At 46.5% G+C, this 15,260-nt stretch carries 16 protein-coding genes, 1 pseudogene and 1 other annotated feature; of the genes and pseudogenes, 16 read left to right on the top strand and 1 reads right to left on the bottom strand.

What is annotated here, in order from left to right:
* Nucleotides 1-159: 159 nt before the first annotated feature.
* The 12 genes from minC to pheA all read left to right on the top strand — a co-directional run bounded on the left by minC (nt 160) and on the right by pheA (nt 10,122).
* Nucleotides 160-843, top strand: a complete 684-nt coding sequence (minC, locus tag BQ4305_RS06760) for a septum site-determining protein MinC (RefSeq protein ID WP_110927086.1) — start codon at nt 160-162, stop codon at nt 841-843.
* 2 nt (nt 844-845) lie between these two features.
* Nucleotides 846-1,655 carry a septum site-determining protein MinD gene (minD, locus tag BQ4305_RS06755; RefSeq protein ID WP_110927085.1) on the top strand — a complete coding sequence of 270 codons (810 nt, stop codon included), beginning with the start codon at nt 846-848 and terminating at the stop codon, nt 1,653-1,655.
* Between the two features lie 382 nt (nt 1,656-2,037).
* Entirely contained in the window at nt 2,038-2,802 is a 765-nt protein-coding gene (locus tag BQ4305_RS06745; RefSeq protein WP_110927083.1) for a M23 family metallopeptidase, read from the top strand.
* Nucleotides 2,795-3,661, top strand: a complete 867-nt coding sequence (locus BQ4305_RS06740) for a M50 family metallopeptidase (protein WP_110927082.1) — start codon at nt 2,795-2,797, stop codon at nt 3,659-3,661. The genes BQ4305_RS06745 and BQ4305_RS06740 overlap by 8 nt, the downstream gene beginning before the upstream one ends.
* Before the next feature lie 75 nt (nt 3,662-3,736).
* Nucleotides 3,737-5,215 carry an Rne/Rng family ribonuclease gene (locus BQ4305_RS06735; protein ID WP_110927081.1) on the top strand — a complete coding sequence of 493 codons (1,479 nt, stop codon included), beginning with the start codon at nt 3,737-3,739 and terminating at the stop codon, nt 5,213-5,215.
* Between the two features lie 82 nt (nt 5,216-5,297).
* Nucleotides 5,298-5,378: a sequence feature (ribosomal protein L21 leader region), on the top strand.
* A gap of 13 nt (nt 5,379-5,391) precedes the next feature.
* Nucleotides 5,392-5,700 (top strand): 50S ribosomal protein L21, encoded by a 309-nt coding sequence (gene rplU, locus BQ4305_RS06730; RefSeq protein WP_110927080.1) that lies wholly within the window; start codon nt 5,392-5,394, stop codon nt 5,698-5,700.
* 11 nt (nt 5,701-5,711) lie between these two features.
* Nucleotides 5,712-6,044, top strand: coding sequence for a ribosomal-processing cysteine protease Prp (locus BQ4305_RS06725; protein ID WP_110927079.1), 333 nt, complete (start codon nt 5,712-5,714; stop codon nt 6,042-6,044).
* Nucleotides 6,045-6,056: 12 nt separating this feature from the next.
* The gene (gene rpmA / locus BQ4305_RS06720; RefSeq protein ID WP_048688955.1) at nt 6,057-6,347 is read left to right on the top strand and encodes a 50S ribosomal protein L27; all 291 of its coding nucleotides are present in this window, start codon (nt 6,057-6,059) and stop codon (nt 6,345-6,347) included.
* Between the two features lie 396 nt (nt 6,348-6,743).
* Nucleotides 6,744-7,295, top strand: coding sequence for a Spo0B C-terminal domain-containing protein (locus BQ4305_RS06710; RefSeq protein ID WP_110927077.1), 552 nt, complete (start codon nt 6,744-6,746; stop codon nt 7,293-7,295).
* Between the two features lie 39 nt (nt 7,296-7,334).
* Nucleotides 7,335-8,624, top strand: coding sequence for a GTPase ObgE (gene obgE, locus BQ4305_RS06705; protein ID WP_110927076.1), 1,290 nt, complete (start codon nt 7,335-7,337; stop codon nt 8,622-8,624).
* A 32-nt stretch (nt 8,625-8,656) separates the two neighbouring features.
* Complete coding sequence (locus BQ4305_RS06700) at nt 8,657-9,106, top strand: ACT domain-containing protein (protein ID WP_407640140.1); 450 nt, start codon at nt 8,657-8,659, stop codon at nt 9,104-9,106.
* Nucleotides 9,107-9,249: 143 nt separating this feature from the next.
* The gene (gene pheA / locus BQ4305_RS06695) at nt 9,250-10,122 is read left to right on the top strand and encodes a prephenate dehydratase (protein WP_110927074.1); all 873 of its coding nucleotides are present in this window, start codon (nt 9,250-9,252) and stop codon (nt 10,120-10,122) included.
* A 107-nt stretch (nt 10,123-10,229) separates the two neighbouring features.
* Here the strand turns inward: pheA and BQ4305_RS06690 are convergent, their stop codons facing one another.
* On the bottom strand, nt 10,230-10,763 hold the full coding sequence (locus BQ4305_RS06690) for a transcription repressor NadR (protein ID WP_407640139.1): 534 nt from the start codon (nt 10,761-10,763) through the stop codon (nt 10,230-10,232).
* A gap of 282 nt (nt 10,764-11,045) precedes the next feature.
* Here BQ4305_RS06690 and safA point away from each other — a divergent pair.
* The 4 genes and pseudogenes from safA to BQ4305_RS06670 all read left to right on the top strand — a co-directional run.
* Nucleotides 11,046-11,190: pseudogene (safA, locus tag BQ4305_RS22225) on the top strand (SafA/ExsA family spore coat assembly protein); the annotation flags it as partial.
* Nucleotides 11,191-12,870: 1,680 nt separating this feature from the next.
* Complete coding sequence (locus tag BQ4305_RS06680) at nt 12,871-13,833, top strand: aminoglycoside phosphotransferase family protein (protein ID WP_234396910.1); 963 nt, start codon at nt 12,871-12,873, stop codon at nt 13,831-13,833.
* 78 nt (nt 13,834-13,911) lie between these two features.
* A complete protein-coding gene (locus BQ4305_RS06675; protein WP_110927071.1) occupies nt 13,912-14,538 on the top strand; it encodes a YhcN/YlaJ family sporulation lipoprotein in 627 nt (208 codons plus the stop codon).
* A gap of 152 nt (nt 14,539-14,690) precedes the next feature.
* Complete coding sequence (locus BQ4305_RS06670; protein WP_199880598.1) at nt 14,691-15,188, top strand: intercompartmental signaling factor BofC; 498 nt, start codon at nt 14,691-14,693, stop codon at nt 15,186-15,188.
* Nucleotides 15,189-15,260 lie beyond the last annotated feature (72 nt).

Genomic DNA, 15,260 nt, shown 5'->3' with positions numbered 1-15,260 from the left:
GAGCTGGAAATTCATCGCGGAATAGATGGATGACGGAGATTGCTGCGGACATCTTCCTTGTTCCAAAGTAAAGTTTGCGAAAACAGTCATTTAAAAAGACGAAAAAGGGAATTTGTTTTCCTGTGTCGAATTATATTTCATTGAGGTGAAACTAGCGTCATGAATAAAAGAATTCAGCAAAATGTTATGATTAAAGGGACAAAAAATGGCTTTATGCTTCATCTCGATGATTCTTGTTCATTCTCTGAACTGCTGAAGGAGCTGGAAAATAAGCTCTCTGAAAACTATCAATTTCAAGAGAATGATCCGTTGATCTCAGTAAAAGTACATACAGGCAATCGGTATCTGAATGAGGAGCAGAAAACAAAGATAAAACAAATCATCAGCAAAAAGAAAAAGCTTGTGATCGATGAAGTCATATCGAACGTTTTGACGAAGGAAGAAGCCAGCCGGATTCATGATGAAAACCAAGTGACCACTCTTGCCAGAGTGATCCGTTCCGGCCAAATTATCGAGGTGCCCGGCGATTTGCTTCTGATCGGCGATGTGAATCCAGCTGCGACAGTGAAGGCGGGAGGAAGCATTTATGTGATGGGCCAGCTTCGCGGAATTGCTCATGCCGGATGCCAGGGCAACAGAGAAGCCATCATCGCTGCTTCTGTTATGAAACCGGCCATGCTTCGGATTGACGGCTTGCTCAGCCAGTCACCGGATGAATATGAAAAGCAGGGCCATGATATGGAATGTGCCTTCATCAACGGCGAGAATGAAATCGAGATAGATAAGCTTCATGTATTGAAGAAATATAGACCGAATTTAAATAGATTAGAAGGAGGACTCTAATCGTGGGAGAGGCAATTGTCATTACATCTGGAAAAGGCGGCGTCGGAAAGACGACCACATCCGCAAATCTGGGCACGTCTTTAGCTCTTCTTGGCAAAAAAGTTTGTTTGATTGACACGGATATCGGACTGCGCAATCTGGATGTCATTATGGGGCTTGAAAACCGAATTATTTATGATTTGGTCGATGTTGTGGAAGGCCGCTGTAAAATCCATCAGGCTCTAATTAAAGACAAGCATTTTGAAGATTTGCTGTACTTGCTGCCAGCTCCGCAGAACAGTGATAAATCTGCTGTCAATGAGGAGCAGATGATCAATCTGGTCGGTCAATTGAAGGGTGATTATGATTATGTCATCATTGACTGCCCTGCAGGAATTGAACAGGGATTTAAAAATGCGGTTGCCGGCGCAGACAAGGCCATTATTGTCACTACTCCTGAGAGGCCTGCTGTAAGGGATGCGGACCGAATTATCGGCCTTCTTGAAAAAGAAGAGCATATCGATCCTCCTAAATTGATCATCAACAGGATCCGGGGACATTTGCTTCATGAAGATGAAGAGATGGATATTGACGGAGTAACGGATTTTCTGAAAATCGATCTGCTCGGTATTATCCCGGACGATGATCAAGTTATTGTTGCAGCGAACCGGAAAGAGCCGATCGCATATGATCCGGATAATCGAGTTTCCATCGCCTATCGGAATATTTCCCGAAGAATCCAGGGAGAATCCGTGCCGCTGATGCCGCTTGATGAGCAGCCGAAGGGATTAATGGCAAGACTGAAAAGGTTCTTTGCGGGAAGCCGCTCATAAAAGGTTTAACACGACTCCATTAATAAGAAGAAACTGGATACCCAGCAGAAAGATCTTATAAATGGGAGACGAATGAGATACACTCTGAATGGATTAAAGCGAAGGGAACTTCCTGGCGGAACAGAGGAGAGCCTATTGGCTTGACCGTCCTCCCGGAAAGTGTTCCTAAACACGGAAGTTCATGCAGCATAAGTGAAAAGCACCCCATTTCTCTGTGAGAAATGGGGTGCTTTTCATTTTTATCCAGCCTCTTTCGACGGTTGGCAGGAGCTGAAGGCGGAGTCATGAAATGATCCTCTTGCAAAAATCTTTCCGGTCATAGACTGGACAAGTTGCTCATAAAATGGAGATATAGCGATGACTGTGCAAGGGGGATGGAGGAATGGACGAACGACGCAAGGCGATACAGGACCGGATTGCCAAGAGGAGAAAGACAAGCAGTTTTCAGACGGAGAATGCGGCAAGGGATGTATTGGATCAGCATGTAAACATGGAGTATGGAATGAATGATTTTCCGGACTATGAGGGATCATCGGCAGGACCGTCTCATCCATTATTTAAAAAGGAACACTTCTTTTTTAAGGTGCTCGCAGCCCTTTGTTTATTTATGGTTATTGCCGTCATTTTCAAGCATCCTTCAGCCAAACTTGAAGCGGCTCGGGGATTTGTCCAGGGGACGATGGACCGGGACTTCCAATTTGCTTCGATTTCGAACTGGTATGAAGGTGCCTTTGGCAAACCGATTGCTTTTTTGCCTGAACAAAAGAAAACAGAGGAACTGGAAGAAGACTCCTACGCTCTTCCGGCAGCTGCAAAAATCACACAGAGTTTTGAAACGAACGGGGAGGGAATTATCCTGCAAACCAGCACGGGAGAGAAAGTTGAAGCCCTGCAGGAGGGGGTTGTCATCTTTGCCGGTGAGAAAGAAGACTTGGGAAAAACGGTCATCATCCAGCATGATAATAAGAGTGAGTCATGGTACGGGCATCTGGAATCAATTGATGTAAGCCTGTACGAGTTTGTGAAGAGAGGCAGCGAGCTTGGGGAAGTGACGGCCAGCGATGATCATGCGACAGGAAAGTTTTATCTGGCGATTCGCGAAAACGGAGCCTTTATCGATCCTAAAAAGGTGATTTCTTTTGAATGAATACGCCGGCCTGCTGCTGAAAATCAGGGTTCATCCCACCCTCTGGTTTGTTGCCGGGGCTGCCGTTCTGACAGCGCATTTTACGGAGCTCTTCATGCTCTTTACGATCGTTTTTATTCATGAAATGGGTCATGCTGTCTGTGCCAGGCACTTTAAATGGAGAATAAAATCCATCCTGCTGCTTCCCTTTGGCGGAGCCATGGAGACCGAGGAGTATGGAAACAAAAACCTGAAAGAAGATGTGGCTGTGATTCTTGCCGGTCCCTTTCAGCATCTGTGGATGATGGGAGCAGCCTATTTAGCGGCTTCTCTGTCACTCATATCTCCGGACATGTATGATCGTTTCCTTTATATGAATGCAGCTGTTCTTATCTTCAATTTATTGCCGATTTATCCTTTGGATGGCGGGAGGCTTCTTTTTGTCGGCCTTTCCTTTCTCCACACTTTTATCGATGCGCATAAATACACTCTATACTTATCAACCGGGTTTACCGCACTGCTGTTCATTATTGTGGCCGCCGCAGCCCCGCTGAACCTGAATATGTGGATCATTGGCTTTTTCCTGATGTTTTCGCTTGTAATGGAATGGAGACAGCGCTATTTTGCCTTTGTTCGTTTTCTGCTCCAGCGGCATTATGGAAGAAGCGGGGACCTTGCCCAGCTTAAGCCGATCAAGGTGGATGAAAATGAAGAAATCTACAAGGTGCTGGAACTATTCAGAAGGGGCTGCAAGCATCCGATCATTGTTCTGAAAGAAGGGAAGGAAAGCGGGTCTCTGGATGAGACAGAGCTTTTGCATGCCTATTTCACCGAAAAAATGACGAGAGGGAGAATTGGTGACCTATTATATTCCTATTAAATATGATATCCTTTCCTGGAAAGCTCTGATTGCTGTTTTAGAAAACGGCCAATTGGACAAGGAAAGGGTTTTTTTATGAAAAGAATAATTGCCAGCCTCTCTTCCCGGGAAAAGAGGTATGCTGTAATGGAAAGAAATCAGCTTGTTAAATTGGAAATGATGCCGCCGGGTCAAGAAAGCGAGGTCGGGAATATTTATCTTGGGAAAGTGTCCAGGGTCTTGCCGGGCATGGATGCGGCCTTTATTGATTACGGGGCTGAAAAACACGGATTTCTGCACCGAGATGAGCTTCCCTCCTTTCAGCTGGATAAAAGTCCGGATAAAAAGAACCGGCCGATCGGCCAATATCTTCACCAGGGTGAAAAGCTGATGGTACAGGTTAAGCGGGATGAAACAGGCACAAAGGGCGCGAAGCTGTCAGGACTGATTGAACTGACATCAGAATCGCTTGTATATCTCTATGGAACCGGCTATGTCGGCGTATCAAAGAAATTTAACAGCCCCCGTATGCAAAAGAAATGGCGCGAAACGGCATTTCTGCATAAAAAGGAAGGCGAGGGCTTTATTATCCGGACCTCTATGGAGAATCGGACAGAAACAGAATTCGGAGAAATGCTTGAGTCTCTCAGAAACCGTATGAAGGAGCTGGAAAGGAAAGCGGCGGCAATGAAAAAGGTTCCGGGTTTGCTATATAAAAGGGACAGCTTCCTGGAAAGCCTGACAGAAGAAATCATGCGCGGCGATGAGGGTGAACTGGCTGTCGATGATTTTGCAGCCTTTCAGTATCTTTCAAAAGCGGCAGAGAATTCAGGGTGGCGGATTACCCATGAATCCGGACCGAAGGATATTTTCTCCGTTTATCAGCTGGATGCCGCTGTTGAAACGGCTATGAAAAGGGATGTGCAGCTTGAAAAAGGGGCCTATTTGATCATTGAGGAAACAGAGGCTTTTACCGTGATTGATGTTAACAGCGGGAAATTCACAGGAAAAATGGAGAAGGAAGCGACCATTTATCAAACGAATCTTCTTGCAGCAAAAGAAGCAGCACGTCAGATCCGGCTTCGGAATATCGGCGGTATCATTCTTATTGATTTCATTAATATGGAGGATCCCAAGCATAGGAGCCAGATAGCTGAGACGATAAAGGAAGCGGTGAGTCCGGATGAGATGCCGGTGCAGGTGCTGGGGTTTACAGAGCTTGGAATCCTGCAGCTGACCCGAAAAAAAGGAAAGCCGTCCTTACGGGAAACCTTGACATCGCCCTGCCCGGTCTGCGGCGGCGAGGGTGCGGTCGAAAGTCCGGAGGCATCGGCTTTCCGGCTTGAACGTGAGCTGCTCGAGCGCCGTCTGACAGATGAAGAAGCAGTCTGGGTGGAAACGAACCAGGATGTAGCCCGCGCCCTTCTCGGTGAAAATGAAAGACATCGGGACGCATTAGAGAAAATGATTGCCAAAAAACTCTTCCTTACTTTGACCGATCATCAAGGAAACGGCTACCGGATCAAACGGTTTGGGAGCAAGGAAGAAATAAGCGGCAGCATTCAGAGACACTGAGAGGCCGCGGATTTTTTACTGGTTAAACATATTGACAGGCAGAGGATCCCCATGTTAGACTTTTAATGTTATGTTTGTAGCACCCGTGCTACAACCGCACATCATAGGTCGTAAGTTTTTGCCTATGGCAGAACGCCTATGACTGGCGAGTCTGAGACATTCAAGGAGGTGCAAGTATGTACGCAATTATTGAAACTGGCGGTAAACAAATTAAAGTAGCAGCTGGCGAAGCAGTTTACATTGAAAAATTGAACGCTGAAGCAGGCGAAACTGTTACATTTGACAAAGTTTTATTCGTAGGCGGCGAAAACGTGAAAGTCGGAGCTCCACTAGTTGACGGCGCTACTGTAACAGGTACTGTCGAAAAACAAGGAAAGCAAAAGAAAATCACTGTTTTCAAATACAAAGCGAAGAAAAACAACCGTAAAAAGCAAGGTCATCGTCAACCATACACTAAAGTTGTAATCGACGCGATCAACGCGTAAGGCTGATTCAGATGATTAAAGTAAACATTAATGCTCCGCAGGGACGAATCGCTTCGTTTTCCATGAGCGGACATGCCGATTTTGCCAAAAAGGGTTCAGATATTGTCTGTGCAGGCGCATCCGCGGTTTCCTTCGGGGCTGTCAATGCAATCATGTCCTTAACGGATGTGGAGCCTGAGATTGAGCAGGGCAGGGACGGCGGCTATCTTCAATGCACGATTCCCTCGGATATTTCCGAGGAATCGGCGGAAAAGGTTGATCTGCTTCTCCAAGGAATGCTCGTATCGCTGCAGACCATTGAACGGGACTATGGTAAATACATGAAAGTGATCCTTAATAAGTAGGAGGTGGAACAAATGTTAAGATTAGATCTTCAGTTCTTCGCATCCAAAAAAGGGGTAGGTTCTACAAAGAACGGCCGTGATTCAATCTCTAAGCGTCTAGGCGCTAAGCGTGCTGACGGACAATTCGTTTCTGGCGGCTCTATCCTTTACCGTCAACGCGGAACAAAAATCTATCCGGGTGAGAACGTAGGCCGCGGTGGAGACGACACACTATATGCAAAAGTAGACGGTGTTGTTAAGTTCGAGCGTTTCGGACGTGACCGTAAAAAAGTAAGCGTATATCCAGTTGCACAAGAAGCATAATAAGCATCTTTGAAAACAAACTGGCTCAAAAGGGCTGATTCCTTCCAGATCAACATAATATATCGCAACGTTGTATAGAGGTTTGCAATATATTGTGCATGGGGGAATCGGTCCTTTATTTTTGGGGCCGGTTTTTTTGCCTGCTTCTTATAGGATGAAAGGATCGGTCAGTTTGAGGCGGACTTCATCTGAGAGGCCTTATGGCCTAAAAAAGCTCTGCCGCCGCTCAAAGGGCATGATGGACGGCTGCTTGTGCCCTTTGCACGACGGCATCCAGGATAAAAAACAGATGAATTTGGATTCATTTATCAAGCATGTTTTTTTTGATATACTTAGAAGCAACCAAAAAGTGGCTTTAGTGAGAGCTGATTTATTTTAATTGTAGGTGCTGAAAATATGGAGAAAAAGTGGACAACGGTAGATGTGCTGCGCCAGTCGCGTCATGACTGGCTGAATAAAATTCAGATTATCAAAGGGAATCTTGAGCTGAACAAGCTGGACCGTGTGAAGGGAATCATTGATGAAATCATCATGGAAGCCCAGCAGGAAGCACGGCTTTCCAATTTGGAGATGCCGCGGTTTGTGGAATTATTATTGACGGCCAATTGGCAGCAATCCTCTTTCCAATGCGATTATGAAGTCGTTGACATGATTGAGGGCTCTAAGGAGCTGGATGAAATGATCGCTTCGTGGACAAGCGGCTATTTCAATATTCTGGCGGAGCAGCTGGACTGCCATATAGAAAATGTATTAACCATATCCATTTTTAAAAACGAAGGCAATGGCCGATGGGACTTTCATTTGCAGGGCAAGCTAAAGGATAAGGACCAGGTGATCCGTTTCCTGAAACAGTCATCAAGAGAGCAGCGGGCGATTCGGCAGCTGGAATGCGGGCCGGATGAGCTTTCGTTTCAAATGGATATAAACCTAGAGACGATTAAGAGGTAAACAGCAAGATTTACCTACAGAGAACAAGGAAGTGATAGTATGTTTGTCGATCAAGTCAAAATATATGTTAAAGGTGGAGACGGCGGAAACGGTATGGTAGCTTACCGCCGTGAGAAATATGTTCCTAAGGGAGGACCTGCGGGCGGAGACGGCGGAAACGGCGCAAATGTGGTGTTCGAAGTGGAAGAAGGACTTCGCACATTGATGGACTTCCGTTATAAGCGCCACTTCAAGGCACCGCGGGGAGAACACGGGATGTCCAAGAATCAGCATGGCAGAAACGCTCAGGACATGGTCGTTAAGGTTCCGCCTGGCACCGTTGTGAAGGACGAAGATACTCAGGAAGTATTGGCTGATTTAGTCGAGCATGGACAGCGTGCTGTTGTTGCCAAGGGAGGAAGAGGCGGCCGCGGAAATTCCCGGTTTGCAACTCCTGCAAACCCGGCTCCAGAAATTGCAGAGAATGGAGAACCTGGTCAGGAACGCAGCATCATTATGGAATTGAAAGTACTGGCTGATGTTGGTTTGGTCGGTTTTCCGAGCGTAGGGAAATCTACTCTTCTTTCTGTAGTCTCCGCCGCTAAACCAAAAATTGCGGAATATCACTTTACGACAATTGTTCCGAATCTGGGCGTTGTTGAAACGGAAGATAACCGGAGTTTTGTCATGGCCGATCTGCCAGGACTGATCGAAGGAGCTTCGGAAGGTGTCGGTCTCGGCCATCAATTCCTGCGCCATATCGAAAGAACGCGAGTAATTGTTCATGTGATCGATATGTCCGGGTTAGAAGGCAGGGATCCGTATGAGGATTATTTGACGATTAATAAAGAGCTGAAGGAATACAATCTTCGGCTGACGGAGCGTCCGCAGATCATTGTGGCAAGCAAGATGGATATGCCGGATTCATCGGAAAATCTGGAACAATTCAAGGAGAAACTGACAGAAGAGTATCCAATCTTCCCGATTTCTTCCGTGACCCGTGAAGGAATCCGTGAGCTTCTTTTTGCGGTTGCAGATAAACTTGAAGAGACGCCTGAATTCCCGCTTAACCATGAAAGTGAGGAAACAGGGGTTCACCGTGTGCTTTACAAGCATGCATCACAGGATGAGGAATTTGATATTACACGTGAGCCGGACGGCAGCTTTGTTGTCAGCGGCTTCAAGGTCGAGCGTCTGTTCAAGATGACCGATTTTACAAGAGAAGATTCTGTACGCCGTTTTGCGAGACAGCTCCGTTCCTTTGGCGTGGATGAAGCTTTGCGTAAGCGCGGAGCAGAGGACGGAGATATCGTACGCATCCTGGAATATGAATTTGAATTTGTAGATTAAGGAATGAAAGGGCACCAGCAGGGGGGATCGAGTTGGAAAAGACTGATAAAAAATTTTTCCTCGTTCGGGAGGATGTCCTTCCGGAGGCGATGCAGAAAACGCTTGCCGCCAAGGAAATGATTGAACGGGGCAAAGCGGATTCGGTATGGGATGCCGTGCAGAAGGTAGACCTGAGCAGAAGCGCCTTTTATAAATACCGTGATACTGTTTTTCCGTTTCACACAGTGGTGAAAGAAAAGCTGATTACATTATTCTTTTATTTAGAAGACCGCTCAGGGACGCTGTCCGAGCTGCTCAGAGTCGTTGCTTCTTCTGGCTGCAACATCCTGACGATTCATCAGACCATCCCGATGCAGGGCCGGGCCAATGTCACCCTTTCGCTCAATACAGGCGAAATGACAAGATCCATTGATCATCTGCTGACCCGGCTCCGTGCCCTGGAGTTTGTCGAAAAGGTTGAAATTATCGGCAATGGTGCCTAATGCAAAAAACCCGTACAATAGCTGTGCGGGTTTTGTTTTTTTTAGGAAACTTGGGTTTAGATGAATAATATACTATTGTAAAAAATCAGAAAATATCATAACATAAACAACAGTATATTTGGCTTTATAAAGGAGAGTTTTTTGTGACGAAAATTGCCTATCTAGGACCCAAGGCTACTTTTACAGATTTAGCGGCAGCCCGGCTTTTCCCGGAAGGAACAAGAATCCCGATGGACACTATTCCTGATTGCATCGATGCCGTTCAGGCGGGAGAGGCGAATCATGCTCTCGTTCCTATTGAAAATGCCTTAGAGGGTTCTGTAAATATCACGGTGGATTATCTGATCCATGAAGTTCAGCTGCCCATTAAAGGGGAAATTATTATTCCGATCCAGCAGCATTATATGGTTCACCCTGATCAGGCCCAAGCGGAATTCAAACCGGAACTTGTGTACTCACACTCGCATGCCATTGCTCAGTGCCGGAAATTTCTACATAAAGAATTAAAAGGGACGCCGTATGAAACCGTCACTTCAACGGCCGCTGCGGCCAAGTATGTCCAAGAGCATCCAGATCAGAAGATAGCAGCGATTGCCAATGAACTGGCCGCTAAGGAATATGGTTTAACGATCCTGAAACGGAATATACATGACTATAATTATAATCATACAAAATTTGTAGTGGTGTCCAATCAAGATGTGTCGTTCAAAGGATATGAGGCAGTGTCTGAAGGGGACAAAACGACACTGATGGTTCTTCTTCCGGCTGATCATTCCGGAGCGCTTCACCAAGTGCTTTCGGCATTTTCCTGGAGAAAGCTGAATTTGACTAAAATCGAATCGAGACCGATGAAAACAGGGCTGGGAAATTACTTTTTTATTATAGATATCGCACAGTCCATGGATGAGGTACTGATTCCCGGCGCCATTTCAGAACTGGAGGCCCTTGGCTGTAAGGTTTCTATCCTTGGAAGCTATCCGACCTTCAAAGTGGAAAACGGTGTGCTGCGACCTTAATGAAAAGCAGTGCAGTTTGAGACAGCAGTCAGTCTGCTGTCTTTTTTATGATGAAGAAGTCGATGATAAACGGCTCCCCCTATGGCATACACCGCAGGGGGAGTTTTTTACTCGATTAGGAAACCGCGATCACGAAGGGCTTCTTCTGCTTGATCAAGCAGTTTTTCCGAATGGGCAGACAGCATATGAAAGTGAACACCCTCTGTTAATTCTGATAAATAGCGTGCCTTCGTTCTTTTGACCTGTTGAAGGAACTGCTCAGCTTCCATCCGGCTGCTGACCATGATCGAAGCGGTTAAAGTCCCATATACAGAATGCTCAATTCGAACATCCTGAACAGATACGCCGAGATCAACGAGCAAAAACAGCTCTTCCTCAGTCCGGTCCGGCCCATGCCCGCAAGAAACGATTCGCTCAGCAGCACGGCCTGGTTCTCCGGTCTGGAGATAGAGATATCCTTGGCTCGTTGCGATAATCGGTGCGTTCTTTTTTTTCAGCTGCGTAATATCCCCGACAATCACCTGCCGGCTGACATGGACGGTTTTTGAAAGTTCGTTTCCTGTAATCGGTTGATTCGATTCCTTCAGAAGCTGCAGAATCTTCCATCGCCGTTCTTCGCCTAATAATTTCTTTCCTGACATTATGCTTTCTCTCCTCAGCCTGATAGTACTACCAGTTTACCATAGGAAGAATGTTCATGGGCACTCGCCCTGACGGCTTCTTTTATACCCCTGTTGTTTTATATGTGCACCACGGTCTTTTTATAGCAGGAGGCTGAAGGAGGATGGGTTTTTTTCAATGTGTATCCGGACCCTGAATCATAAAATCACTTGGTTGTGCATAAGTTTTCATGTAAAAAAGATTGGCAATTTACCTAAGACTTCATAGTATATATGGACATATGCACAGGAGGGGTTAGCAGCGTGAAAATTCATATAGTCCAAAAAGGCGATACACTTTGGAAGCTCTCAAAAAAGTATGGCGTCAGTTTTGAAGAGCTCAAGAAAATAAATTCGCAATTAAGCAATCCAGATATGATGATGCCTGGTATGAAAATTAAGATACCTGGAACGTCAGGTACTGTAAAAAAACAGACTGGCCAGCCTCAGGTCCATTACAGCGCGAAAGAACATCCGGTACAGCCGCAGCAGCAGCCGATGGCAAAGGAAGTGCCAATGGCACCGCCGCCTCAGCAAAAGCCTGCCGCTCAGCCATACCCAATCGCAAAAGAAATGCCTATACAGCAGCCCAAAGAAAAGGTCGTAATCAAGGAAAAGCCGATTGTTAAAGAAGTGCCAAAGCCGGTTCTTCCTGAAGTGGATATTAACAATTATTATATGGTAAATATGGCGAATATGTCTGTTGCGCAAACACCGAAGGAACAGCCTAAAATTCCAGAACCGCCTAAAGCAGAAGCTGTCCAGCAGCCGCCGGCTGCGAAGCCAGTGCCGCTGCCAATGCCAATTTCGCAAGAACCAGATTGTATACCGGTTACCCCAATTATGCCAGGCTCTGGATTTAAATGTCCTCCGCCGCCATGGGCATGTGCGGGACCGGCACATGGCAGTTTTCCGTCTGCTCCAATGCCGCAGCCTCAGGTACAGGGAATGTTTAGTCCCCCAATGATGGGCAATGTCGCGGGGATGCAGTGGCAGGGGACAGAGGAAAGCGCAGACTGCTGGAATGAATCTTCTTCCGATATGTTTCCGTCCGCTCATGCCCAGGGAGCAGCAGGCGGTTTTCCAACCATGCCGATGCATCCGTATCAAATGCCCGTTCCCGGCCAACATCCATACCAAAGCCCGACACAGCAATCTGCAGGAGGGATGTTTAACCAACAGACATATGAATATATGGAAGAGTCCTCTTCTTATCAAATGCCGGGGCATTTTCAGCAGCCCCATTCATATGTCCAGCCTTCTTTCCAGCAGGAAGAAGATTGCGGATGCGGAAGTCCGATTGTCGGTACTTACGGACCAGAAGTAAAAGGCCAATTTATGCCGGGCGCACCAATGACGGAAGGAAAGCCGGCACATGGAAGTCATCCTTCTCACCATCATCATGAGCAGGCCTTTATTATAAAACAGCAGAATTTTGCTCCTGGGGCTTTTCCGCATTCAGGAGGAACGGACTTTGGCGGCCATGAAAAAACAGAACACCATCATGTAATGGGCATGCAGCATGGCATGAACTCTGATTCAATGAGCGGTCCATTCATGCAGGGAAACATGCCGGATATGGGACACGGACACCATATGCAGGGAAACATGCCGGATATGGGACACGGACACCATATGCAGGGAAACATGCCGGATATGGGACACGGACATCATATGCAGGGGAATATGCCGGATATGGGACACGGACATCATATGCAGGGAAACATGCCGGATATGGGACACGGACACCATATGCAGGGAAACATGCCTGGTATGGGACACGGACATATGCAGGGGAGCATGCCGGGAATGATGCCAGGACAAATGCAAGGAGGCATGCCGGGAATGATGCCAGGACAAATGCAAGGAGGCATGCCGGGAATGATGCCGGGACAAATGCAAGGAGGCATGCCGGGAATGATGCCGGGACAAATGCAAGGGGGCATGCCGGGAATGATGCCGGGACAAATGCAAGGGGGTATGCCGAGAATGATGCCAGGACCTATGCCGGGAATGCCGGGCGCTTTCATGCCTGATCAATTTGGAGGCATCCGGGCTCCTGAAGCATTTGGAATGCCAACTATTGTTGATGAAAGCAATGACTATTGATTTCCATGGAGACAGTGTATTTCACACTCGTCTCCTCTCTTGTTTACAGACATCCGGTTTAAAGCTTGATCATCATCAGCATATCCAGAGCCAAGTTTACCTCTTGTTTTTTAAAAATCATCGGCCTCTCATCTTAAAAGGATTTGATAATGAGGGGAAATGGCTGCGACAGTTTCATTTAACAAAGGGGCTTAGAAAGCACGGTTTTTCAGAAACGTATCAGCTGCTGGATAAGCCGGGCCCGTTCTCTTTCCGCGGCAAGTATTACGGATTTATTGAGTATTTAGAGCCCGGTAAGGAAAAGTTTCTATTTTCGAACAAGAAGGACAGGGAAGACGGTCTAAAGCTGCTTGAAAAATTCCATAAGTCGACGGAAAACCTCGCTCTGGCTATGCCAAGCTTTAATCAGCTGAGAAAATGGAAAGCGAGATCGTTTTTATTTAAAAAGAATCTTCCGCTGATTCGGCAGTATGTGCCCGATCACATGCTGAATGAGTGGCTGCGCTGGGCAAAATGGTCATTGGAAGGAATGGAGGCCAATCAGCAAGATTGGAAAAAACAGCCGCAATCCATTCTTCATGGAGATTGCGCCCATCATAATTTTTTGCGGCGGGAGGATGGTTCACTTGCACTGATTGATTTTGATTTGGCGGCACACGGAGCGGCCATGTTCGACTATCTTCAATATGCCAACCGAATCCTGTCCCATTTAGATGAACCGGCGAAAGAATTATGGGACTTCAGTCAATTCCGGCCTTATCAAAATAACCGAGCCTTTTTATATGCTTTGGTCTACCCTTCGGACATTTTCAGAGAATGGAACAGGCAAGAGAAAAATCCTGCCCAATTTCGGCAGGTGTGGCTCCAGACGGTTGACCATTTTGAGAAACGAATGGATACCAACCGGAAAATAGCCAGGCTCCTGAATGAGTCATGGTCATAACTGTCAGGTTTCAAACTCCCTTCTGTAAACAATCCTAAGAAAGAGCCTCGTGCTCAGCAGGAAGGAAGGGGGATTTTTATGAAGAATCGTTGGGTTTGGCCATTCTGCACCGTCCTGTTGATGGGAGCGGGCGGCTGTTCGTCTAATGGGGGGCAAGCTGGGGAGAGTCCGCAGATGATTCATGAGGATGCCTACTCCACAGAAAAAGATCAGCTTGTACGCCAGCTGAACGCAGGATCGCCGGTTCCCTCACTTATGGAAGAAAGGGACGGCGAACTGAGAAGAGAATACAGCAGGAGTGACCGCAATTACCATGGCCATGAAAGCAAGCCGCTGACGGCCAAGTCTTCCTATTTCACAGCGTATGATGGTCAGTTGGCGGACAGTATCATGAGGAAGGTGAATTCACTTAACGGCGTTGCCGATTCTCGGACACTCATCACCGACGATGCTGTACTTATAACGGTCCTGCTTAAAGAATATGGCCAGCCTGAGAGAGCGAAGGAAGTAAGGGAACAGGCCCGCAGGAGAATCAGCGGACTGACAGAAGGCCGTGATTTGTATGTCACGGTTGATCAGGGTGTATATAACAGGGTGATGGTTCTTGATAATAATCTCAGAGATGGGGGACCGACCGATCTGGTTCTTCGTGATACGGCAGATTTATTTGACAGCCTGGATATTCATAAAAATCATTTGCAATAAAGGAAGGACACTGGCTTCAAGCAGAGATGGAGTCAGTGTTTACATATATAAGCAATTACAGGGATGATTTTTGATTGTGCAGTGCAAACTAGCAAGGAATGAGAGCAGGGGATGAGGCAGGTTCTCAAGTTTCACTACGAGAGGTGAATGACATGAAAAGTCTGTTTTTATGGCTCACTGCAGCAATCATCTTGATTCCTGTATGTTGGAATGCTTCTGCTGAGGAAACCATCAAGAGCGTAATGGGTCCCACAGAGCGAAAAGTGATTCTGCAGCGCATGTACCTTGACGGCGAACAAAGCGAAGAAAAGGTGACGGAAACGATTTGGGCGATGGAAGATTTCTGGGCCAAGTATAAAGATTGGAAACTGATCGACCAAAATGAAAAAGAAATCATCTTTCAGAAAAGGGAACAGGACATTTCGCCGCTGCTGAAGGCGAACGGGTATTTTGGTATGACGGAAGAAGGCGTCATCTCCATTTATAATGGAAAACCAAAATATGATAAGATCATCCAGTCTTTTTTCCAAGTAGATGTAGGTCAGCTGGAAGCCTATAAAAAAGAAGAATTGCAGCGGGGGATTCCTATTCTTAACAAAGACCAATTTCAAAAACTCATCAAAAGCTATGAACCGTATACAAAGAATTAGCCAGGACGGGCTCCCTCGTCCTTTTTTGTCTGCAAAAAGCATATATACGCTCAGAGTTTTTCGGGGTGAAAA

This window comes from Bacillus massiliglaciei (assembly GCF_900098925.1).
GTDB classification, from domain to species: Bacteria; Bacillota; Bacilli; order Bacillales; family DSM-1321; genus Peribacillus; species Peribacillus massiliglaciei.
Note: the sequence above shows the minus strand (reverse complement) of the source record. Positions and strands in the feature narration are given on the sequence as shown.

Excerpts from the sequence above, each read along its gene's own strand:
- BQ4305_RS06710 (WP_110927077.1), top strand. The coding sequence starts at position 6,744 with ATGGAGAAAAAGTGGACAACGGTAGATGTGCTGCGCCAGTCGCGTCAT.
- minC (WP_110927086.1), top strand. The coding sequence starts at position 160 with ATGAATAAAAGAATTCAGCAAAATGTTATGATTAAAGGGACAAAAAAT.
- rpmA (WP_048688955.1), top strand. The coding sequence starts at position 6,057 with ATGTTAAGATTAGATCTTCAGTTCTTCGCATCCAAAAAAGGGGTAGGT.
- BQ4305_RS06670 (WP_199880598.1), top strand. The coding sequence starts at position 14,691 with ATGAAAAGTCTGTTTTTATGGCTCACTGCAGCAATCATCTTGATTCCT.
- BQ4305_RS06725 (WP_110927079.1), top strand. The coding sequence starts at position 5,712 with ATGATTAAAGTAAACATTAATGCTCCGCAGGGACGAATCGCTTCGTTT.
- BQ4305_RS06690 (WP_407640139.1), bottom strand. The coding sequence starts at position 10,763 with ATGTCAGGAAAGAAATTATTAGGCGAAGAACGGCGATGGAAGATTCTG.
- rplU (WP_110927080.1), top strand. The coding sequence starts at position 5,392 with ATGTACGCAATTATTGAAACTGGCGGTAAACAAATTAAAGTAGCAGCT.
- BQ4305_RS06680 (WP_234396910.1), top strand. The coding sequence starts at position 12,871 with ATGAAAGCAATGACTATTGATTTCCATGGAGACAGTGTATTTCACACT.
- BQ4305_RS06745 (WP_110927083.1), top strand. The coding sequence starts at position 2,038 with ATGGACGAACGACGCAAGGCGATACAGGACCGGATTGCCAAGAGGAGA.
- BQ4305_RS06735 (WP_110927081.1), top strand. The coding sequence starts at position 3,737 with ATGAAAAGAATAATTGCCAGCCTCTCTTCCCGGGAAAAGAGGTATGCT.
- BQ4305_RS06675 (WP_110927071.1), top strand. The coding sequence starts at position 13,912 with ATGAAGAATCGTTGGGTTTGGCCATTCTGCACCGTCCTGTTGATGGGA.
- obgE (WP_110927076.1), top strand. The coding sequence starts at position 7,335 with ATGTTTGTCGATCAAGTCAAAATATATGTTAAAGGTGGAGACGGCGGA.